This is a genomic window from Vibrio alfacsensis (genome assembly GCF_019670485.1).
Classification (GTDB): Bacteria; Pseudomonadota; Gammaproteobacteria; order Enterobacterales; family Vibrionaceae; genus Vibrio; species Vibrio alfacsensis.
The window spans coordinates 951,195-973,471 of the sequence record NZ_AP024166.1; the positions used below are offsets into that span (position 1 = coordinate 951,195).

Genomic DNA, 22,277 nt, shown 5'->3' on the forward strand with positions numbered 1-22,277 from the left:
AGCCCTGCTGTTGGCAAACTGAAAAACTGAGTTTAATCGCGTAGTGCCTGCATTTGCTGCTGCGAAAAAAAACGGTCCTCAATATCAAAATCAAACTCTGCCTCATGCGTTGTTAGTACCGTTTTATTTCCTGGCTCATCCACTGGGTGCATCTCCATCCGAGTTGCCAATGCCCTGCCACCCAGTATTTTTACGTCGTATGTCGTCAGTTCATTAACGAGCTCATCGAACTCATCATAAAAATGCACTTTCCTTTGCAGATAATTAGACTTCGAAATCCAAAGCGTCACCTTACTCCAAACAACAGGGGCATCTGGCTTCGCTACGGCTTCAATTACCCACATACTACTTCCATCAAACGGCTCTTCACCGATAAGCGAGTGCTGATAATCCACAACAATAGAGGACTGATTGATCAAGTCATCATTGGTGAAGTCAGAGCCCATCCAAGATTGGCTGAGCATGGATGGTGCAATTTTTATCACCCGCTCGATGCTAGGCACCCAATTCCACATTTCTCTGTGGCGTTTCAGTGAAGCCGACCCTTTATCTTTGGCCGGTGCAGTAACCAAAACTAACGACAATTCTGTCCCTTTGGTCCAACTTTTCATGCTCATTGAACGCGTCCAACTAGGTCGCACAATCTCCATGGTTGATTCGCTATAACTGGATTCGCCTCTCATCGCGAGGTCCGATTTTTTCACAATATCGAATGCACTCTCTGCAATTGACGAACAGGAGAACAGTGCACACAGTAAAAATACCATTGGATTTCGCATGGTTTTCCTTAGGCTTGGCGCCATTGACTCGTGAAAACAACAACAAAAACATCAAGTTCATGTGAGTATAGCAATAGAGCAACAAAGCGATGGGGGCTCGGTCAACTTTTGACCAAGTTAAAATTGAACACCCAAGCAACCTCAGCTTGGCTCTGCAAGAGTATTTTGATTTACAAGATGCGGCAGCGATTTGAAGTTCTAGCGATTCTAAGTCAAATAATCGCCAACAATGCATGCGAAGAAAGACTACTTGCCCTTAGGGAACTTTCCATTTTCTTAAAACCAAAATTGAATTATTCATTCTTAATTGTATTAATTCACATTTATGATGCGACTTGTTGATACATCAAAAAATAATAATTCCTCTCGTATATTTATGTCATAAGAATTAAAACTGGGCGTTTAATAGTCACTAAATTCTGCGTTTCACTAAAAGTAAATCCATTCAACATTTACTTAGTTCACGTAAATAAAGAGACGATATCTACTTATTCTCTCGCTCTATACAATGGTCTTACCAGCAAGCTACTAAACTGAAAACGCTAGTCAAAATCATTGAAAAACCGACAGTTTTTACTTTAATAATTCACAAACTCGTCATTTAATTGCAATTTCATCTAAAGCACGCTGCTTAAAAAGTGACAATATACAAATATTTGTTCTTTGGCTGGCAATATCTGTTGACTCTGACAGTATTTAACCTAGACTCAATCTCGGCTAGAAAGAAAGTTCTTTGTTTGCACATTTCGTTGGATTACTTGTGATTCCGCCGTCCTGTGGTACGCAATAGCAATTTATTTTTCCACGCTATAAGCGCCGATAAAGGCGAAAGATTACACAAACATTAGATATTTAGGATATTAGACATGTCTAACACAGCTACTGGTACAGTTAAGTGGTTCAACGAAACTAAAGGCTTCGGTTTCATCCAACAAGAAAACGGTCCTGACGTATTCGCTCACTTCTCTGCAATCACTGGTGACGGCTTCCGTACGCTTGTTGAAGGTCAGAAAGTAGAATTCGTGATCTCTCAAGGCCAAAAAGGTCCTCAAGCAGAGCAAATCAAAGTACTTTAATTTTTAAAGAATTTGATATGATAGCCGGCTTACTAGCTGGCTATTTTTTTGCCTACAATTTACTGATATTTCTATGGCCCTTAAACCAACAATATATAAGTTTCGGATTGCTATATCCGATATGAACAACGATTACTACGATTCTAAAAATCTAACCATCGCTCAGCATCCATCCGAAAAACTGCAACGTATGCTGGCGCGTATTTTTGCATTTTGCCTTAATGCTCAACGTGATTTGGAATTCACTAAAGGTCTCTCGACGATAGAAGAACCTGACCTTTGGCACATCGAACACGATCAGAGCATTCGCGATTGGATTGAAATTGGTGAACCAGACCCGGAGCGAGTAAAAAAAGCCACACGTCTTGCGAAAAACGTTCATGTGTACGCATACAACAGCAAAGCAACCGTTTGGTGGGATAAATTTTCGACCAAATTCGCGGGACTTCCTGTTTCGGTTTCAAGCTTTGACTATGATGCGATTGATGAAATTTCAAACCACATCGATCGCGGCACGAGTTTGTCCGTGATGATAACCGGGACATCACTGTTTGTTGATGTTAACGATCAACATATTGAAATCAACGTTAAGGAGCTTAAAAGTCATGACCTCGCTTAGTGAACTTATCCAACAAATGGGGGTTAAGGACATTGCTTTTGTTAAGAAACATCAAGCAGCAAGGCGTCGTTGGACAAAAGAACATGCTCCGTTATTTGTCCGTGTGTGTGAAAACAAGCCAGACAAAGCCCCTGCTCTACATTTATTGGGCTTACTGACCAAATCTCATATTGAAGCAACCGCGAACTACGAGCAGAGTGCATCTTCTACTCAGCAGATGCAGCAAGTCTTGAATGAAACGTTGGGTAATGAACATGCCGATAAGTTTACTAACCAGTCTGCTGAAGATTTAATTTTCATTACACACTTATGGTTGTTCACGCAGGGCTACCTGCACATGGATTATAGTTTGGCGCATGATCATGCAGAGCAAACTCAATCCACATTGAATCATGAGCTCATCATTAAGCGCATGGATGTCGATGCATTCAGAACTGAATTGATGCAAAGTTTTTATATGGGCAAAGAAGCAAACCCAACAAAGAAAGTCAGCCTATTTGGCTGGTTTAAACGCTTATTTTCCTTATAAAAACCAGGGTTTTGTTCACACACAACTACTGATAGACTGAAGCAATAAGGTAGCGACTAGCACTAGTCGTTACAAGTTGAGGACACACTGAAAACATACAGTACATCAAGGGATCATTATGAAGTTTATCCGTTGGACTTTGGGAAAGATTATATTACTTCTCAACGCCATTTTTTCACCTCGTGGCATCAAACGCACCGAAGAAGCGCAAAGATTTATTGATAAAAAAGCTGAGCACTATTCACTTTACCAATTCGAAGCCTGCCCTTTCTGTGTCAAAGTACGTCGTGCTATGAAACGACAATCTGTAAATATTGAGCTGCGAGACGCTAAGAATGACCCAACCCACCGTGAAGCACTAGAACAAGGCGGTGGTCGGATCAAAGTCCCTTGTTTACGTATTGAAAAAGACGGTGAAGTTCAGTGGATGTATGAATCAGCAGATATCATTGGTTACATCGAAAAAGAATTTGCTTAATCCATCGCTATGTTTATTTTTTCACCACTCTAGTTGCTTGTTCATTACTCTATTCGCTTGTCAATTAAAGCAATGAAACGTAAAGAGGCACATAATGTGCCTCTTTTTAAATCTTATTGACCCACTATCAAGGTTAGTTCCACCCGGCGGTTGCAGGCTTTACCCGTGGATGTTGCATTCGTGCACTGCGGCATATGCTCACCAAATCCTCGAGAAAAAATTCGTTGTTTCGGCAGGTTCGTTGCTAAAAGCTGTTTTTCAACCTCTTTTGCCCGATATTCTGAGAGGTTATCGTTAAAATTAGCATCACCCGTATTATCTGCATGCCCATCAATAACCACATCAACATCGGTTCGCCCAGCTAGATAATGGCCAAGGCTTCTTAGCCAACCTTGAGATTGAGGAGACAATTGAGCCGATCCCGTTTGAAAGTGCATTTGTTCTTTTAAGCGAACCATTAAATGCTCACCACTTACCGATTCATAAGCAATGTTATTTCTGCTTAAAAACATTTCTAGCGAAGTGATGCCTTGAGTCGACTCCGATGATGCGGTTTGCCTATTTACGACTCGCTTTGTCGATGGAACATATGGCGTGGTTACGTAACCCCATTCAGGGTGTCTCAACTCTGAGCTAGAACGTGGCGCGGTGTCTAACATATCCCCTACTGGAACCATATCTGAGGGAACGCTGCTACAGCCCGCTAAAATACCACATATCACCAATAACCAATGCTTCATAAGAATACCAACGTAAGCCAAACTACTACTTAAATCTCTAAACAAGTATCGGCCGCTGATGTGATTACTTTAGATCTAACGGCCAACACAATGTCACTTAAGTACTGATTTAGCACTAATCATGCCAATTAATGTAAAGCATACTGCCTGTGAGTTAAGCATCGCTAAGTCAGCTTAGGTGAAATATCAATCTAAAGTCTTAATATGTTGTCTAAACTTTCTTCTATTTACTTACTTAAATGTAACAAGCCTTTTTAAAGGTTTTCGTTAGGTTCGTTAACCGATAAACTAGGCATAAACTTTATATTCAGAGCGTTATTTATGTTCAAATCCATTTTAAAAGGTTGTGCAATTGTTGCCGCTACAATCGCCCTGTCTGCCTGTGACAACGGCAATTCTCAGCCACAACAAGGTAAACAATACGAGGTATTGCCTGTTTCTCTTCAAGAGTACAACGTTGCTCCCCTAACAGAAGCTTTCTCACTTAATTGTGGCCATTGTCGTTCAATGGAAGAATTTGTACCTAAAATCGAATCTTTAACTGACCAAAAAGTAGAGAAACTGCACGTAACCTTCAATGAAAGCGCTCAAGTTAGCGCGATTATTTTTTACACGGCAGTCATGCAGCTTGATGGCACACCAGATAAAGCATTTATGGCCGACTTATTTGCCGCAGTTCAAATGGGGGCTGATGCAACAGAAGAAGAGCGTTTGGCCGCAGTGAACAACGCATTTAGTTCACGTAATCTTAAAAGCCCATACCAGTTAGAGAAAGATCAACAAGCGAAGTTATTCGATTACCTCGACAAAGCGGAACAAATCACGACTAAAGGCCAGATCAACTCGGTACCTGCTTTCATCGTAAACGGTAAATACCAAGTGATTACAGGTGGCCATGAGACTGTAGAAGCAATGGCAGACACTATTAATTATCTGCTAACACAACCAAAATAAGACAAGGAGTAATTGTGTCTAAATTTTTGTTTCCTATCATTATTTTTATTCTTGCGGGCTTTTTCATTTACCGTACTTGGACAAATCATAAAGTCGCAGATGAAAACTTTTCAAAAGGCCAACAATTCTTACTAGAAAACGGTAAAAATGAGGGCGTTGTAACGACAGAAAGCGGTCTCCAATACCTAGTGTTAGAAAAAGGCACAGGTGACGTGCACCCTACTGCGACAAGCAAAGTAAAAGTTCATTACCACGGCACACTGATCGATGGCACGGTTTTCGATAGCTCTGTCAATCGCGGTGAACCAATCACTTTTGGCTTAAACCAAGTGATTAAAGGTTGGCAAGAAGGCCTGCAGTACATGGTTGTGGGTGAGAAAATCCGCCTGTTCGTACCAAGCACACTTGGTTACGGTAAAAACGGTACGGGCCCTATCCCACCAGCAAGTGTACTGATCTTTGATGTGGAATTATTGGATATCCAATAAACTTTGAGAAGTCTAAAAAAACGCCGCTTCAATTGCGGCGTTTTTTGTTGTCAGCTTATATAGCGCAATGATTTACTGCCGTTGTACAGGTCCTAGTAGGCGATCAAACTTATCGTCATCTCATCTTCATACTGACCAGCAGCAGCACCAGGTACTGCTTGGTTTTGAAAGGCCATATTGAATCGAGTCTGTTTACCTTTTCGTGTATTTAATATCGTCGGTGTATCTAGCTCTAGTTTTCGGCCTTGCAAGAACGTGGTGTACGGAATTTTATGACTTGCTTTTTGAGTGTTCACCAAGTGCCCATTGTTTATTGATTCCACTTCCAATCGCACTGTCGCGTTACTCAGCACATAAACGTCTAATTTACGTGTATTTTGTTTTGTTAGATTGCCCATATCAACCGACACGCTTGTTCCCGCGACCGAAATCCAAGCATTATTTGGCGCTTCGATACGCGCTCGAACAAATGCAGGTAAAGTGTAATCTAACGATTGAAAATGATTTCGTTCAGAGGTGAGGTCACCATTAGCAATGAATTCAAAATCGCCTTTGTAGAAACCTGGATCCATAACTTTTCCTTGCGGCACATGAATCCAAAATGGCACTCTTTGCGAACCACCTACTGGTAAAACAAAGTTACCGCTCGCATTTCGATTTAAGCTTTTCTTTTGTTCATTAAGCACGGTCGAAGTGACTTTTCCGTTTGGCCCATTGAGTACATGCTGCCAGCCGCTTTTCGCACTGATCTCAACATGACGAACACACGTGATGAGATCTCTATCTAACGTTACATGTCCTTGGAACCAAAGAGCATTAGGCTTACTCGCTAGTGGCTTTTGAGGCATATTGTCGATCTCAACGCTATACGTTCCATCACAACTCGCATCATGATTTGGTTCGGCATTCACAATGCCAGAAAAGCTCAATGCAATTGCTGAAATCGCCGTAGCAATAGCATAAGTGTTCATTCTACTTTTCATCATATCTCCCCCATCTATATTCCTAAACAAAGCTCGAACTTTCACCTTGCTATTTAGCGAATACAGATAACTTTCCGAGATTAATCAAACTCTCTTTGGAAGCAGGAATCGTCACGCTGATTGCTGGTATTCCACTCTGAGAAATTTCCATTCGATACGTGCCAGGACGAACACCTTGAATATAGAAACGTCCTTGCTTATTCGTAAAGAAAGCAACGTCCAATTCTTCAAGAATCATTCGACCTTGAACATAAGCCAAAGGCTCGCCATCGCCATCTTCAATAAATCCTGTTGCAGTATAAAAGGCATCAGAACCAATATTTAGGATATGCCCTGTCGCTGATCCTGGTGACACCTCAATCTTACCGTTACCCCAGTCGTACCCCAAAGGCGCATCGTCAACGTTATAATCCATCGCGTTACGAACAAACGGTTGAGAGACGGAAACAATACCATTGAACTGCGATGTGGCATTAGCTGTTGCTTTACCCTCCGAGTTTACGTCAAGGTTCGCAGTGCCTCCCTCCAAGCTTGGGTGCACATTTGCCAAAACAAATGGGCCCGAAGTCACTCTTCCCCATCCCCATTGGCCATCAACCATTCCAACGGCTGTCGCTAATCGTACCGACCCTTGATACTGTTCATCATCACTCGAGCGGAGTTTGTTTCGAGAAACTTCGACTTCGGTTCTCAATCGGCTCGCGGTATAACTCATTTGCGCTTGTTGATTATCAATGTTCTTGTCCCTTTCTGCATCGACTCGAACACCGACATCCCCAACGTAGTTATTTGCCTCATTGCTGAAATAAGCTCGACTACGTTCATCCTTGCTGTTGTAAGATAAACCTAAGCGATTTGAACTGTCTGTTGAGTACCAGTTATATTCAAACGTAAACAAAAACCGCGTGTCGCCATCCTCATATTGAGGAGACTCTTCATATTCAGAACCCACACCGATAGTGATTCCCCCACGACGCCAATTGAATAGTCCCGTTCCACGCTTTTCGCTACTGTCTTCTTCTGTTACCCCATAACGCCCTGATAAAGACAAGTCGAGTTCACTGGTCATTTGCCAAAAATAGTTGACAAGAAACTGTGTAGAATCACTGTTGGGTAAGGAATCCCCCCAAGGCTTACTATTAAAATTGTCAGATCGCTCGATGGCAAGTCTCAAATTAGGGGCCTGACTGTCACCACTGCCTATCACACTATTCTCATAATCTAGTGAGGCAATCCATCCATCGCCATAATCAGAACCACCACTCCACGAGTACCTGCCGGTCACGTTTCCGATTGGCGTTCTAACGGTTGACAACACGCCTAGCACCGCACCATCATCCGCAGCCAATCCGTTGCTGCCAATGGTTAACCAGTCCGTCAAGCCGTACTCAAGATACCCTGTTCCAACCCAAGCATCTTCATAACCAACCGCTCGATCACCGTATTCAATAGGGCGACCGAATGAGATAGAATAGTCAACAAGCCCTTTTGCTAACAGTGTGGCGTTATAAAATTGGGTAAACTGCAATACTTCTTGTTTACCAGAGACATAGTTGATCACGACAGTAATGTCATTGGCACCATTGTCTAAAATTAAGTTTTGTAAGTTATAACGCCCTGGATCTAAGCGTCCTCCCGAAACTCTTTCACCGTTGACATACAGTTCAACTTCCGCAGACTCGAGTAATACCAATTGTTGGCTACTTTGAGGACTAATCTCTCTATCGGGTTGCAAGTCAGAATAGTGACTACCTATTGAGATCCCGCCAAGTGACAAACTATACAAGTGACCGGATTCACCACTCTGCACATCACCTGCTGAGAAACGCACCGGGACATTTGGTCGATCATGAAAAGCGACCCACTCACCTCGATAAAACTCTGTACTTTCTTCTGTTGCTTCAAGGTAATTCGCTAAAAGGAAATTTACGCCCTCGGCTCCGCCGATATTTGCTTGAGATAGCCAATCTAAAGAGGAGTTCCAACTTTCACTGTCATCTTCCCAATAGTGATTGTAGGTGAGATTAAAGCTATTTAACCAACTTACATAGCCACTTTCAGTTGGTTTAAAAAGCGGGTAACCTGATGATAAATTGATATTTCTTTCATTGATAATTTCAGAGTCTAAGATCGCTTGCAGGATCAATAACTCAGGGTTAAGTGATATATCTACCCCTTTCGTCTTCAATGCTTCAACAGTGACAAAGTCCGCCCCATTTTTTGGCGTATTTTCCTGCCACCACTTCGCGGTGATTCGTTCACCTAATACGCTATTCAATCCAGAGATAGAAACGCCAACCAGTGACATGCCATTAATTTCAACTGGCAAGTCTCCAAGTTGTGTCTCTCCATAGACCAAAGGAAGAGAGAGTCTATAAACACTCCCCCAAGCCGAAATGGAGAATAAAATCGTAATGACAATAAATACTGACCGCCACATAATCGACCTACGTTATTGAAAGGTGTGACGTTATTGAGTAAAAAGAGACTCTGCGTTGACTTTCACTTGCTGGTTTGGAACCAGATACTGCATTGGAAGCAAAGATTCTAATTGTTCCCAATTCCAAACTTTCTTTTGACCATTCCATTCAACCGAGTAACTGTGTCTGCTCAACTCAAGAATACTTGTTCCGGTATTGCTGATTACTAATTCTGGCGTATTGTCGCTATTCGTGTTTACCGCACTGGTATAGTCATCTTTTGCACTTTGAGGTGAGACAAACACCAAAGCTCCGATACGAAACAGCATTTGAATCGCATCTTTTTCGGCTTCAGATTTGAGCGGCAATTGGCTAACGATGATGCGGTAAGATTCAGCAGATTGCTTTGGCGCACCAATATACTGTACCTTGACCGTTTGAGACTTGCCTGGAGGAATCATAATTTGTGGTGGAAATACCATCAGATCCTCTGTATCTAAGAGCATCTCTTGATTATTAAGCTTTACACTACGTTTACCCGTTGTGATTTCTACAGGTAAAGGCACTAAAGAGGTATTGGTCACTTTGAAAAAAGCGGTTGTACCTTTTCCAAGATCTTCTAGCGATTGGACCATTGGAAAAAGTTCAAAAGCCAACACTTGGATTGGCATCAAAATAAACGATAATAGTAATCCGAGCGTTTTCATACTGCACCTCGGTTGGGGGGAGTGTTCCCCCCAACATATTTTGTATTACATATGGAAAAGCGATACATACATTGAACCGCTGTACTCGCCCCAAGCTGCGCCTTTTTGTGGTTTAGACTGGATTGTTAACTTGTGTTTAGCTGACATTTTTTTATCAATATCGTTACTAATGTCAACTTTTTGAACAATACGTGCTTCCATTACAGGGGTATTACCATCTTTCACTGATGAGCCATCTGCAAAAGAATAATGCATTGGAATCTCATTGCCATTGCTATTTTTAAAACCATATGGGTCAATCAAAACGATGCCTTTCGTACCGTAAGAATTGCACCAAGTCTTGAAAGCAAACGTCTTCTTATCTGACTTTTGAGTCAAATCAAAGTCAATCTCTTTTAGGCTACTATCTGCAACCATTTCACAGCGTTTTGGTACTTCACCTTTGAATTTTACTAAAAAATCTGCGCGACCTTCTCCAGGATTAGCATCCCAATTATCTGCTACTGCACCTGCTGAAAATAGCACTGCCATTGCTGCGATACTTGCTAAACGTTTCATAATTGTTCTCCTTTACATTCGTTCCATCGGCTTCAGCCAAAGCTTAAATAAAATCTACGCTTTAAATTTAAGCGAATTTTCATTTTTGCCCATCAGTCAGGTGACTAAAGAAGCGAGGAAAAAAGGATGAGGAAAGAACATCTAAATAGTAAGTTTGAACTAGATCAAAAATATTACTCAATCATGAGTGAACTAAGTTGTGCCCGACTCTGTTTTCCTGTTTTTGATAAAATATGTGATACATGTGTTTTTACTGTACTGAGGCTAACATTAAGCTGCTCAGCAATTTCTTTATTAGAAAATCCCTGTACTAAGTACATAAAGACTTTTTGTTCTTTACTAGAAAGTTCGTACTTCAAGCCTAATACTTCCATCGAGCATGAACCTTGAATTTGATTACGAACAATATTTCTCAAAGAGTGAGACATGTCTTCTCGACTAAACCACAACTGACCGGAAGCAACCATTCTTACCGCTTTGTGTAATCGTTCCAAAGTAAAATCTGATTCCAGAATTCCGCACCAGCCTAGAGATATCAAGGCCTGAGCACCTTCAGAATCGATTTTCGTTGCATTAGCGAGAATCCACCCACCGTTGCGAGACATGGGTGACACTAAATGAATAGATGGATTTCCAAGCGTTTGTCTATCATAGATAACGATGTCATCACTATGAAGACTCCATAAGCTATTTACGTTATTATTAATAACAAATGAGTACTGCTTAAATGAATGCGATAAACCCGCAATAACAAGATTCGACCACTCCGTGTCTGTGGATACAACATAAACTTTATTCGTAACCATCAACCTTCCTTGTAATTTGAAAGAACAAAGGAATACAGACTATAACGAACCAAAGTTATTAATACTTTACTACTATCGGATTTTTTTAAATTTATTTACAATAGTGTGATCAAGATTGTCTTACGCGTAAAGAGAACCATCCTAGACTGAAATTAAGTCAACTTCTTATATCAGGTTCTTTACCTTTTTATATGCCTTTCTTTCCTCTTAAGAACATATAACAACCGGTAAATATAAAATTAAAAAAAGTGCCGTATTATTCACACAGCACTTTATTGATAATTTTAAAATTCACGATATTATAATGAGCACTTTTATAGTGGATAGTGAACTAATTTTCCATCTTCAACCATAATACAGTCCATACCCGCTGCATGAGCCGCTTGTTTACCTAATTCAGTATCTTCAAATACGACGCATTGCTCTGCACTCAAGCCTATTTGTTCAGCAGCCATTAAAAAGGTATCAGGAGATGGTTTATGGTTTTCTACATCACTGGCTGTCACTAGAGCATCTAATTTACGTAAAAGTCCAGCCTTAGCAAGTAAACGCAATGCCGTATCTCTTTGGCTTCCCGTACCTACTGCAATCTTTTTACTGCCAAGAAACTCATTTAACACATTGCCAGTACAAGGAATGATCTCTCCGTGGTGCTCCATTTCAGAGAACGTGTCCATTTTGTAACGTGACACCGTTTTCGGATCAAGAGACAGTCCATGTTCACGATTGACTTCGGTAACAATTCTAAAGCTTGGCATACCGCCAAGACTATGCAGCCAATTTTGATTAAAAGGAAAATTGAAACGCTCTGCTGTTGCATGCCATGCAGCCAAATGTGCAGGCATGGTATCAATTAACGTCCCATCCATATCAAAAATCAGGCCTTTATAGGGACTAAAATCTATCGTATTCATGTCTATTCTTCTATTTATTCAGTTCTGATGGTAATTTAGCAGCCATCGCAACAATCCTTATTGGCACTTAGTACCTATGCTCAAAATCTCGAACTCCGTCACAATTCAAGATTGGGAAATACAATTAACGCCTATCCGAGCTCAAGGAAATGGTGGACAAAACGTTAATAAGGTATCGTCTGCGATACATTTGCGCTTTGACATACATCATTCCACACTGCCGGAATTCTATAAAGAGCGTCTACTTGCGCTTTCTGATAGCAGAATTACCAAAGATGGCGTGATCATCATTAAAGCACAACAGTTCAGGACACAAGAGCAAAACAAGGAAGACGCGCTCATTCGCTTACAAGCGCTAATCCAATTTGCCATCCGACAAGAAAAAGCACGCATAAAAACAAAACCAACGCGCGCTTCACAACGTCGCAGACTTGATAGTAAAACTAAGCACGCGACAAAAAAACAGCAACGCCAAAAGCCGTTGTATTAGCAAACGTCAGAGCTAGCCATTGGATTCTTTATTGGGATCTCATTTTAGTCAATTATTCAGGACGCACTTATGACTATTAGGAAAAAGCTCTACTTCTTGGGAGCGATCGCTATCTTTGGCATCGTCGCCCTGTTGGGTACATCCTCACATTTTGCCAATCAAAGCCAAGAGCTAAACCATGCCATCAAGCTCGTTGGTGATTTAGAAATTCGTCTCTTAAATTTACGCCGCAATGAAAAAGACTTTTTGTTGCGCGGTGACGATAAATACCTTGGAAAATTTGATGACAATGTCGACAAGTTTCTCACCATTGAAAATGAACTAGCCGGCATACTCGATCATTATGAACTTCCTTCTAGCCGTCAATTCAAGCAAGACCTCATTACCTACCAAGTAGGTTTTCAAAACCTTGTGGCGGCCTATCAGCATTATGGCCTCGATAGTAAAAGTGGCCTTCAACGAGATTATGAGCAAGCCCTATCGGATGCGATAGACAATGCCAACCAGCAGCAACTACTGGCATTGGATCAGTTTGATGAGCAAACAAAAGCGGGTTATGCGGATGAGAGTTTAATTGAGAGCGTGAATGCACCCGCTTTGATAGCGCATAGTAAACAGCTTGCTGCGCAGAAACAACTGATTGGCACTTCATACAAAAAAGGGTTATTAGGTGAGACTCGTTCACTTTCTCACACGGTTGAACAACAGTTTAAGTCGTTTTCTGATGCACTAGGCACCGCTACTGCCGCGCGCGACAGTCAAAACACACTTATTAAGCAAGGCATTACCGGAGCCGTATTGCTCATTATCTTTGCTCTCATCACACAGATCTCTCGTTCAATTAACCAAAGAGTGACGAGTTTGCTGATCACCATTAAGACGATCAGCGTGAGTAACAATATGGGGCTACGTGCGGAGCTTGAGGGTAAAGATGAACTGGTCGATATCGGTCACCACTTAAATGACCTATTGGATAAGCTTGAACACCTTATTCACGATACTCAAGAGAAATCAGCACAACTTTCCACTAGTACAGATAACATGCATCGCGAACTTGAAGGTGTGATGGTGCAATTTCACACGCAAGCGGATCACACGTCATCAATGGCGACAGCCGTTCAACAAATGGTGGCCACCATTGGCGAGATATCTGAAAGTACCTCCGTCGCAGTTGAGGGGGTACACCAAGCGGCGAATAATGCAGAACAAGGCCGTGCGGTTGTAGAAACCACGGTAAGTAATGTGAGTCAGTTAACTGGCATTCTATCAAACAGCCAGCAATCCATTGGTTCTTTGAACGAGCATGTCGACAAGATTGGTGGTGCGGTAAACATCATCCAAGAGATTGCTGAACAAACCAACCTACTTGCTTTAAATGCGGCCATCGAAGCCGCTCGGGCTGGTGAGCAAGGTCGAGGTTTTGCCGTAGTGGCTGATGAAGTTCGCGCACTCGCAAGCAGAACCCACCAATCAACAGAAGAGATCACTCGCGTGGTGTCCGACATTCAATCACAAATGTCGATGGTCGTGTCTGATATCGACCAGTGCAACGATCAAGGCCAACAGACGTTAGACGCGTCTGAAAAGTTAGATGCGAGCTTGCAACAAATCATAGCTGACATGCAGACCATTCAAGGCAATTCTGAACGCATCGCCTCTGCAATTGAAGAACAAGGCATTGTGATGAATCAAGTGAGCGATTCTATTACTGAGTTGAACGTCATTTCAGAAAGCAACATGCACTCTGCTCAAGAGTGTTTGCAAGAGGTGAATGCGGTCTCTGCGCAGGCTCATCAAATGGATGATGCGGTCGCGGAGTTCAAAACGCGCGACGTTTAACGCAAACTTTCACTGCCATTCAACGCTAAATACAGATTTCTGAGCCCAAGTAAATAAAAAGCCCGAAGCTATTATGCTTCGGGCTTTCCTTTATCTTAGGCAATACCTTTGCTTAACCAATATTTATCACTAACAAGCAGTATTTATCTCTAAAAAACAGTACCTATCTAAAAAGCGATATAACACCAGTAGACTGGCAGTTATTCGTCATCGAGAGGAATCAGTTTCGTACTTCCACCATGAATTTTTTCACGCTGTCTTTGAACCAATGCATAGAAGCCTGGTATCAAGAAAGTACCCGCTAAAAGCACACACAATAAGCCGCCAATCAAAGAGATACCTAATGAGTTTTGACTTACGTGACCAGCACCGGCAGCAAAAATCAATGGGAAGATACCCAATATGAATGACCAAGAAGTCATGTTCACTGCACGGAAACGAAGTCTACCGCCCTGCACTGCCGCACTATCAATATCAACCTCTTTCTCTTCACGCTCTTGTTTGGCGAATTCCACAATTAGGATTGCGTTTTTCGCCGCGAGCGCTATGAGCAGCACGAGACCTATCTGCGCATACAAGTTAAGCGGAGTACCTGTTAGGTTCAGTGCGAGGAATGAGCCTAACGTTGCCACTGGTACAACAAGAATAATCGCGAGAGGAATACTCCAACTCTCATACTGCGCGACCATAAACAGGTAGATGAAGATCAGCGCTAATGCAAACGCATAAATGGCTTGGTTACCTGCTAACACTTCTTGATAAGCCATGCCTGTCCACTCATAGGTGTAACCCTGTGGTAGCACTTCTGCGGCAACGCGTTCCATTGCAGCAATCGCATCACCACTTGAATATCCCGGAGCTGGCTGACCTTGGATGATTGCGCTGCGGTACATGTTGTAACGCCACGCGACATCCGGTTCGAATACTTGTTCATAACTCACAAGCGTGCTTAGGGGCACCATATCACCGCTTGAAGAACGAACGTGGAAACGCTCAAGGTCTTCCATGCTACTACGGTGCTCACTGTCTGCTTGCATCGTTACGCGGAAGTTCTTACCAAACATAGTGAAGTCATTCACATACAGTGAACCAAGGTTACCCTGTAGCGTTTGGAAGATCGACGACAATGGAATACCAAGTTGTTGTGCTTTTTCACGATCGATGTCGACATAGTAGTGAGGCACATTTGCACGGAACGTACTGAATGTATAGGCGATTTCCGGTGCTTGGTTGGCAGCCTGAATCATCTCGCCCATCACCATAGACAGATCAGTACGGCTGCGACCTAGCGTATCTTCTAATACAAATTCAAAGCCAGATGCTGCCCCCATACCCGGAACTGCAGGTGGTCCCATCGCAAAGACGATTGCTTGTGGCAACTCCATTGCAGCACGACCATTGATACGGTTCGCAATTGAGTTAGCAGAGTGCTCCCCCGATAAACCATTACGCGTGTCCCAGTCATGAAGCTTAATAAACAAAGACGCGCCATTGGATGCCGCTGCACCTGTCATGAATGAGTAACCATTCGCAACTGTAACGCCATCGACACCCGGCTCTTGCTCAACCATCTTCATCAAGTCATTCGTCACTTCCTCTGTACGAGAAAGCGATGCAGAGTCTGGAAGTTGAACGTTAACTAACAGAATGCCTTTATCTTCTTGAGGTACAAATGCCGTTGACGTGGTCTTTGCAAAAAACGCAACGGCTGCCACCGCAACAAAGAAGAACGTGATCAGCAGTAACGACTTCTTCACCAAGAAACCCGCGATTTGACCATAGCGAGTTGTCACACGCTCAAGGCCACGGTTAAACGCTTGGAACCAGTTCGCAGTATTACCACCACCTTGCTTCAACACCAGTGAACATAAGGCAGGAGAAAGCGTTAACGCGTTAATCGACGAGATCACGACCGAGATACAGATCGTCAATGCGAACTGACGATACATAATCCCCGTAATACCCGGAAGCATGGCAACTGGCAAGAATACCGCGAGGAGAACCAAGGTCGACGTAATGATTGGACCGGTTACTTCCTTCATCGCCAACAACGTCGCTTTTCGCGGTGAAATCGTCGGATCTTTTGCCATTGTGGTATCGACGTTTTCGATAACCAAAATTGCATCATCTACGACAATACCGATGGCCAGGATCAAGCCAAACAAAGTCACCGTGTTTATGGTAAATCCGGTTGCCTGCATGATCGCAAACGTACCAATCAAAGACACCGGAATCGCAACCACTGGGATCAAGGTGGCACGCGCGCTACCAAGGAACAGATACGTCACGGCAATAACCAGTAAAATCGCCTCAATAAGCGTCTTCACAACCCCCTTAATCGACTCAGCAACGAAGACCGTTGTATCGTAACTGGTTTCGTAGGCCATTCCCTCAGGGAAGTTGACGCTCAAGCGATCAAGTAAATCCATCACCGCTTGGCCACTTTCTAGTGCGTTCGCATCAGATTGAAGTGAGAGCGCTACAATTGAAGCATCTTGACCACGGAACTTACCGTTGCCGTCGTAGAACTTCTTACCAAGCTCGACACGAGCCACATCTTTCAGGTACACCGTGGAGCCATCTGAATTCGCACGAAGAACGACATCTTCGAACTCACTGACACTCTCTAGACGACCTTTAGTCACCAAGTTGAACTGAACTTCTTGTGGATTATTGTATGGTGCCGCACCAACACGGCCCGCCGCAACCTGAACGTTTTGCTCAGCCAATGCCGCATAGACATCTGTTGTCGTTAAGTTTAAGTTGGCCATTTTTTCTGGGTCCAACCAAACACGCATTGCGTATTCACCACCGCCGATAACGTTAACTTCACTGATGCCTTTAACACGCGCAAGCTGATCTTTCACATTCAAGTTGATGTAGTTAATCAAGAACTTGTCATCGTATTTGCCATCTGGCGAATAAAAGTTCAGTACCATCAACAAATCTGGCGAGCGCTTTTTCACCGTGACACCGACCATGCGCACTTCTTGAGGCAGTTTTGACTCAATCTGCGATACTCGGTTTTGTACGTTCACCTGAGCCATATCAGGATCTGTACCAACATCAAAGGTCACATTTAGGCTGTAAGAGCCGTCATTAGCACTTTTAGAAGACATGTAGATCATGTTTTCTACGCCGTTCACAGAAGTTTCGATGGGGTCCGCTATCGCCTGCTCAACGACCTCTGCACTTGCGCCCGTATAGAACGCCGTCACACTCACTGATGGAGGACTGATTTTTGGATATTCTGCCACTGGCAAGATCGCGAGAGAGATGGCACCAGCCAACGTCAAAATGATCGAGATAACCAGAGCAAACTTTGGTCTTTGGATAAAGAAACGACTTAACATTCCGCCCCCTACTGTTTATCTTCAGCAGGCGCTTGAACACGCACTTCTACACCATTTCTTACACGTTGCAAACCTTGTGTAATAACGGTATCACCCGGCTCTAAACCTTCCGTGATAATGATGCCCTGCTCTACTTGTGCACCAAGTGACACATTTCTTCGCTCTGCGATATTACCCTCCGTCATGATCATAACAAAGTTACCCTCAAGGTCGGTTTGTACTGCACGGCGGGGAACCACTGTCACATCTTGTGCATTTTTATCACGCAGATTGACTTTGATATGCTGACCCGGTAAAAGCTGCTGCTCAGGATTAGGCACCAATGCACGCATCGCTATCGTACCGGTTTGGGTATTGATTCGATTTCCTAAAAAATCCAACTTGCCAAGATGTTGGTAATATTCACCATTTTCAAGCTCTAACTGAACTTCGACACCATTGGACTCGGTACTTCCATCGCCCTTTATGCGATCCATTCCGAGTGAAAGGCGTTCGCGTTCACTGACACTAAATGATGTATGAACAGGGTCCAAACTCACCAATGTGGTTAACACACCAGAAGACGGTGAAACAAGATCACCAGTACTCACTTTACTATCACTAATTCGCCCACTAAATGGCGCTCGAATTTGCGTATAAGAAAGGTTGACTTCGGCAAGTTTCAATTGAGCATTTGCAGCCTCGAGCTCCGCGCGTCCACCTAATAGCGTTGCGGTAAGTGCGTCAAATTCAGATTGAGAAATACTACCACGTGGTAATAGATTCTTCCCTCGCTCATGGTCAAGTTCTGCTTTCTTCAATGCGGCTTTTGCTTGGGCTAACGCTGCTTTAGCACTTGCCACTTGCGCTTGAAAAGACGAGGGCTCTATTGAGTACAATAGTTGTCCCTCTTCAACCATTTGCCCCTCTTCAAAATGGCGAGCTTCAAGATAGCCAGAGATTTGTGCAGTAATATTGGTGTCTTCTACTGCGCCAATACGACCAATGTATGACTTACTAGGTTGATAATCGATAATTGCGACGTCCTGAGTCACAACAAGAGGCGCTTGGCCTCCCTTTTTAGCATTGGTTGCTTCTCCGCATCCTGCGAGGATAGCCGTAGCCGCCATGAATGCGACAAGTGGTTTCTTTTGCATGTATATACCGTCTTTATAGAACAGGATTTATTAAAAAATACCCTAACCTTACCGTGTGCTTTGTCCGAAAACTTCAAGGTAAACAAAGGAAAGTGTTTCAAAGTGTAATATGATGAAACCACTCGCAAATATGACGTAAATACAGATGAATTAATGATGATTGACCGAAAAATTAATAATGAAAACATAAAAATCATCATTACTGTGAATGCTTTTTTAAGAGATTGATGGAACCGATATTGGTCAATAAAAACTCTTTTATCTCTGTAATTATTCTGCGTTAATTTAGCTAAAACAGATTAAAACTCTCGCTCAAACACGTGAATAAACAATTTGCCTATTCTTTTAAAAAAAATACGTTATGATGCAGATCATTTACAGCTTTCGACCGAGAGGAAAATATGACTTCTAAATGGGCGAAACGTTTTAACCAAATGGCAGAATTGGTTGCGTCTTGGAGCAAGGACCCATCAACTCAAGTTGGCGCGGTAATTACCAAGCAAAACCGTATTGTATCTGTTGGTTTTAACGGTTATCCACATGGCGTATCAGACAGTGTCGATACAGATGAGCGCGAACTCAAGTACCTAAAAACACTGCATGCGGAAGAGAACGCGATTTTGTTCTCGAAACGTGATTTAGATGGATGTGATATTTGGGTAACACATTTTCCATGCCCAAACTGTGCAGCCAAAATCATTCAAACGGGAATATCAAGAGTCCATTGCCCAGAGCAAAGTGAGGATTTTTTATCTCGTTGGGGTGACAAAATTCAAGTGAGCCAAGATATGTTTGATCAAGCAGGCGTTGAAGTCGATTGGCTACCAATTGATGAATTGAAAGATCAAAACGCTCGCTAGCATTCGCTTTGTGGTCTTCACAAGCCGATAACAGCAAGTAAGAAAATAGCCCTAAAAAGGGCTATTTATGTTTAGATTGAATGATGGATTAACGGTATTTATGTGCCGTCAACTCTGCAATTTTAACAATAACTTGGACTGACTTTTCCATCATTTCAACAGAGATAAATTCATGAATCCCATGGAAATTGTAGCCACCAGTAAAGATATTAGGGCAAGGTAAGCCCATAAACGACAATCGAGCCCCATCCGTACCTCCGCGAATTGGCTTGATAATCGGCTCAACATCACACTGCTCCATCGCACATTTCGCCAAGTCGATAATATGGGGATATGGCTCGACCATTTCGCGCATATTGTAGTAACTGTCACTCAGCTTCAACTCTACCGAGCCGTGCTTAAGATCTGCATTCATCTCATCAACCAACTTCTGCATGAATGCTTTACGACTCTCTAAACCCTCGCGGTCAAAGTCACGAATGATGTAACCAAGCTCACTGTAAGCCACGCCTAACTCACCAGATTTGAGATGGAAAAAGCCCTCGTAGCCCTCTGTGGTTTCTGGTGTTTGGTCTTGAGGCATTTGTACTTGGAATTTTGCTGCTAAATTCATCGCATTTACGAGCTTCCCTTTCGCCGTTCCTGGATGAACACTAACGCCATGGAAAATAACATCAGCGCTTGCCGCATTGAAGTTTTCGTACTCAAGTTCACCCTGCGGACCACCGTCAACGGTATAGGCCCACTGCGCACCAAATTTCTCTACATCGAACAGATCTGCACCACGGCCAATCTCTTCATCTGGCGTAAACCCAATGCAAATATCTCCATGCGGTATCTCTGGGTTTTCAATTAACATCGCTACAGCAGAGAGAATCTCAGCAATGCCGGCCTTGTTATCCGCACCAAGAAGTGTTGTGCCATCTGTAGTGATAAGGTTGTGCCCGTGAAGCTCATGCAAATCTGGGTATTGAACAGGAGATAGCACTTCATCACCTAACCCTAAGGCGATATCACCACCTTGATAGTCTTCAATAAACTGCGGGTTTACATCCTTGCCGGAGGCATCTGGTGCGGTATCCATGTGCGCAATAAAGCCAATAGCAGGCACCGCATTATCGACATTAGACGGTAATTTCGCCATCAGGTATCCATTGTCGCTCAACGTTACCTGGCTTAAGCCTAGTTCAATCATTTCCTTTTTTAAGAACTCTGCAAATACACGCTGTCCTTTGCTACTAGGACATGCCATTTCATGGGGATTAGATTGAGTGTCGAACGTGACATAGCGAAGAAATCGTTCTACTAAATGCTTCATAATTATTCTCATTGCTTTGGGTGAAAGCGTAAACGCGCCTCTTAGTTTAGATCGCGAGTCGCCTATCCAACATGGTTCGACGAATCATGTTACGCTCCTAGAGCAATAAGAATTTGCTTTGAATCATTTTTTCATTGAAAAGCAAAGAAAGGATGATCTCCCTTTCAATTTGCGAGCTCTTCCGCCAACACTCGCCACTCTCTCACTTTATGTCGGAAGTGACGCCACTGTTTATCAGACATAGATTGTGCTATCTCGACGGTAAATTGATCGGTAAGTCGCATATTCTGCTCAATATTTTTACTAAGTTGGTCGCTATAATAGCTGTCCGGCTCAAAAAGAAGCTGCATAAATGATTGTTGGTACAGCATATTATTTGACTTATTGTCAAAAAGGACGACCAATTCTTGATGAATGGTAGAGCGATAGTCTCGCCAATACTCACTATTGATAACCACTTGCCCCGCTAGCAATTTTGCCCGTGCTTTTTGCTCTTTTGTAATGCTGCCAATCCAATCTTCCATCCATTCTTCGGTGTTTTCGAAGATCATCCCTCTAATTTCTTCGTCAGACTTACCTAAGTATTTCTCATTACGTTCTTGGTAGCGCTCCTGTACATTATCGAGGAACTCTTTCTCCTGCTTTTCCGTAAGCAACATACTTAACGAAAACAACTCCGGAGCCGCTTTAGCAACTAGCCGCTCATAATGCGCTCTCATCTTTTCCCGATTTTGTTCGAGTGCTTCTAACGTGATGTCTTTCTCTTGTAAGTTTTCTAGCTCTTTCAAGTGGCTGATGTAGTTAGGTAGCTCTTCGCTTTTGTGCCAATCCGCCAACAGCAACACACGCTCTTCTAATAGCGACTCTTGCTCACCATCAAGAGATACATAATTATCCAAATACTCAATCACAACCCAATCAATATTGCTGTAAAGCAGCTTCTTCGCGCAACCGCCAAGAAGTATGAGTATCAGAACCAAAAAACTGAGACGAAATACTCTGTTTGTGCCCATTTTAAACTTCATGACTCGTCATACTCCATGTTACAGATTTCACTTTACTCTCATTGCCTGCCCGCAATTTGGCTTACTGACAATTTACCTGGCTAACAATTTGCAAGGCTAACCATTCATTCGCCTTACTAACAATGACTCACACTTATTGCTTTGATTGCTTTAGATAGGTTGATTTGCCACTTTACTCAACTCATTACCCAATTATTGCGGCAAA

At 42.8% G+C, this 22,277-nt stretch carries 21 protein-coding genes; 9 read left to right on the forward strand and 12 right to left on the reverse strand.

The features are described from left to right. Nucleotides 1–32: 32 nt before the first annotated feature. Entirely contained in the window at nt 33–779 is a 747-nt protein-coding gene (locus tag VA249_RS18725; protein ID WP_221070236.1) for an outer membrane lipoprotein-sorting protein, read from the reverse strand. An 866-nt stretch (nt 780–1,645) separates the two neighbouring features. Here VA249_RS18725 and VA249_RS18730 point away from each other — a divergent pair. The 4 genes from VA249_RS18730 (at nt 1,646) to VA249_RS18745 (ending at nt 3,481) form a co-directional block, all read left to right on the forward strand. Continuing rightward, complete coding sequence (locus VA249_RS18730; RefSeq protein ID WP_005375625.1) at nt 1,646–1,855, forward strand: cold-shock protein; 210 nt, start codon at nt 1,646–1,648, stop codon at nt 1,853–1,855. A gap of 73 nt (nt 1,856–1,928) precedes the next feature. After that, nucleotides 1,929–2,474 (forward strand): YaeQ family protein, encoded by a 546-nt coding sequence (locus VA249_RS18735; protein ID WP_221070238.1) that lies wholly within the window; start codon nt 1,929–1,931, stop codon nt 2,472–2,474. Beyond that, nucleotides 2,461–3,003, forward strand: coding sequence for a hypothetical protein (locus tag VA249_RS18740; RefSeq protein WP_221070240.1), 543 nt, complete (start codon nt 2,461–2,463; stop codon nt 3,001–3,003). Before VA249_RS18735 ends, VA249_RS18740 begins: the two co-directional genes overlap by 14 nt. 118 nt (nt 3,004–3,121) lie before the next feature. After that, nucleotides 3,122–3,481 (forward strand): glutaredoxin family protein, encoded by a 360-nt coding sequence (locus VA249_RS18745; RefSeq protein ID WP_221070242.1) that lies wholly within the window; start codon nt 3,122–3,124, stop codon nt 3,479–3,481. Between the two features lie 113 nt (nt 3,482–3,594). On the opposite strand, the gene VA249_RS18750 is transcribed toward VA249_RS18745, so the two are convergent. After that, on the reverse strand, nt 3,595–4,221 hold the full coding sequence (locus tag VA249_RS18750) for an OmpA family protein (RefSeq protein ID WP_221070244.1): 627 nt from the start codon (nt 4,219–4,221) through the stop codon (nt 3,595–3,597). Nucleotides 4,222–4,542: 321 nt separating this feature from the next. On the opposite strand from VA249_RS18750, the gene VA249_RS18755 reads away from it, so the two are divergent. Together VA249_RS18755 and VA249_RS18760 are read left to right on the forward strand one after the other, a co-directional pair. Next, on the forward strand, nt 4,543–5,175 hold the full coding sequence (locus tag VA249_RS18755) for a thiol:disulfide interchange protein DsbA/DsbL (RefSeq protein WP_221070246.1): 633 nt from the start codon (nt 4,543–4,545) through the stop codon (nt 5,173–5,175). A 14-nt stretch (nt 5,176–5,189) separates the two neighbouring features. Further along, entirely contained in the window at nt 5,190–5,663 is a 474-nt protein-coding gene (locus tag VA249_RS18760; RefSeq protein ID WP_221070249.1) for a BamJ family beta-barrel-assembly machinery protein, read from the forward strand. A 92-nt stretch (nt 5,664–5,755) separates the two neighbouring features. On the opposite strand, the gene VA249_RS18765 is transcribed toward VA249_RS18760, so the two are convergent. From VA249_RS18765 to VA249_RS18790, 6 genes are all read right to left on the reverse strand, one after another. Then, complete coding sequence (locus tag VA249_RS18765) at nt 5,756–6,649, reverse strand: hypothetical protein (RefSeq protein WP_221070251.1); 894 nt, start codon at nt 6,647–6,649, stop codon at nt 5,756–5,758. A gap of 46 nt (nt 6,650–6,695) precedes the next feature. Next, entirely contained in the window at nt 6,696–9,086 is a 2,391-nt protein-coding gene (locus VA249_RS18770) for a pilus assembly protein PapC (RefSeq protein WP_221070253.1), read from the reverse strand. A 30-nt stretch (nt 9,087–9,116) separates the two neighbouring features. Then, the gene (locus tag VA249_RS18775) at nt 9,117–9,773 is read right to left on the reverse strand and encodes a fimbria/pilus periplasmic chaperone (protein WP_221070255.1); all 657 of its coding nucleotides are present in this window, start codon (nt 9,771–9,773) and stop codon (nt 9,117–9,119) included. A 45-nt stretch (nt 9,774–9,818) separates the two neighbouring features. Continuing rightward, nucleotides 9,819–10,331 carry a hypothetical protein gene (locus VA249_RS18780; RefSeq protein WP_221070257.1) on the reverse strand — a complete coding sequence of 171 codons (513 nt, stop codon included), beginning with the start codon at nt 10,329–10,331 and terminating at the stop codon, nt 9,819–9,821. Between the two features lie 173 nt (nt 10,332–10,504). Beyond that, nucleotides 10,505–11,137 (reverse strand): helix-turn-helix transcriptional regulator, encoded by a 633-nt coding sequence (locus tag VA249_RS18785; protein ID WP_221070260.1) that lies wholly within the window; start codon nt 11,135–11,137, stop codon nt 10,505–10,507. 314 nt (nt 11,138–11,451) lie between these two features. Continuing rightward, nucleotides 11,452–12,051 (reverse strand): beta-phosphoglucomutase family hydrolase, encoded by a 600-nt coding sequence (locus VA249_RS18790; protein WP_221070262.1) that lies wholly within the window; start codon nt 12,049–12,051, stop codon nt 11,452–11,454. 76 nt (nt 12,052–12,127) lie between these two features. On the opposite strand from VA249_RS18790, the gene arfB reads away from it, so the two are divergent. Beyond that, nucleotides 12,128–12,541, forward strand: a complete 414-nt coding sequence (gene arfB, locus VA249_RS18795) for an alternative ribosome rescue aminoacyl-tRNA hydrolase ArfB (RefSeq protein WP_128813108.1) — start codon at nt 12,128–12,130, stop codon at nt 12,539–12,541. Between the two features lie 69 nt (nt 12,542–12,610). Further along, nucleotides 12,611–14,380: a methyl-accepting chemotaxis protein gene (locus tag VA249_RS18800; RefSeq protein ID WP_221070264.1), complete on the forward strand. Its 1,770-nt coding sequence runs from the start codon at nt 12,611–12,613 to the stop codon at nt 14,378–14,380. 200 nt (nt 14,381–14,580) lie between these two features. Here the strand turns inward: VA249_RS18800 and vmeZ are convergent, their stop codons facing one another. Further along, nucleotides 14,581–17,733 carry a multidrug efflux RND transporter permease subunit VmeZ gene (vmeZ, locus tag VA249_RS18805; RefSeq protein WP_221070266.1) on the reverse strand — a complete coding sequence of 1,051 codons (3,153 nt, stop codon included), beginning with the start codon at nt 17,731–17,733 and terminating at the stop codon, nt 14,581–14,583. 8 nt (nt 17,734–17,741) lie between these two features. Beyond that, entirely contained in the window at nt 17,742–18,869 is a 1,128-nt protein-coding gene (gene vmeY / locus VA249_RS18810; protein ID WP_221070268.1) for an efflux RND transporter periplasmic adaptor subunit, read from the reverse strand. A gap of 401 nt (nt 18,870–19,270) precedes the next feature. On the opposite strand from vmeY, the gene VA249_RS18815 reads away from it, so the two are divergent. Further along, the gene (locus VA249_RS18815; RefSeq protein WP_128813112.1) at nt 19,271–19,729 is read left to right on the forward strand and encodes a dCMP deaminase family protein; all 459 of its coding nucleotides are present in this window, start codon (nt 19,271–19,273) and stop codon (nt 19,727–19,729) included. 88 nt (nt 19,730–19,817) lie between these two features. Here the strand turns inward: VA249_RS18815 and pepT are convergent, their stop codons facing one another. Together pepT and VA249_RS18825 are read right to left on the reverse strand one after the other, a co-directional pair. Then, complete coding sequence (pepT, locus tag VA249_RS18820) at nt 19,818–21,047, reverse strand: peptidase T (RefSeq protein WP_221070270.1); 1,230 nt, start codon at nt 21,045–21,047, stop codon at nt 19,818–19,820. 164 nt (nt 21,048–21,211) lie between these two features. Then, nucleotides 21,212–22,072 (reverse strand): DUF6279 family lipoprotein, encoded by an 861-nt coding sequence (locus VA249_RS18825; protein ID WP_221070272.1) that lies wholly within the window; start codon nt 22,070–22,072, stop codon nt 21,212–21,214. Nucleotides 22,073–22,277: the final 205 nt, after the last annotated feature.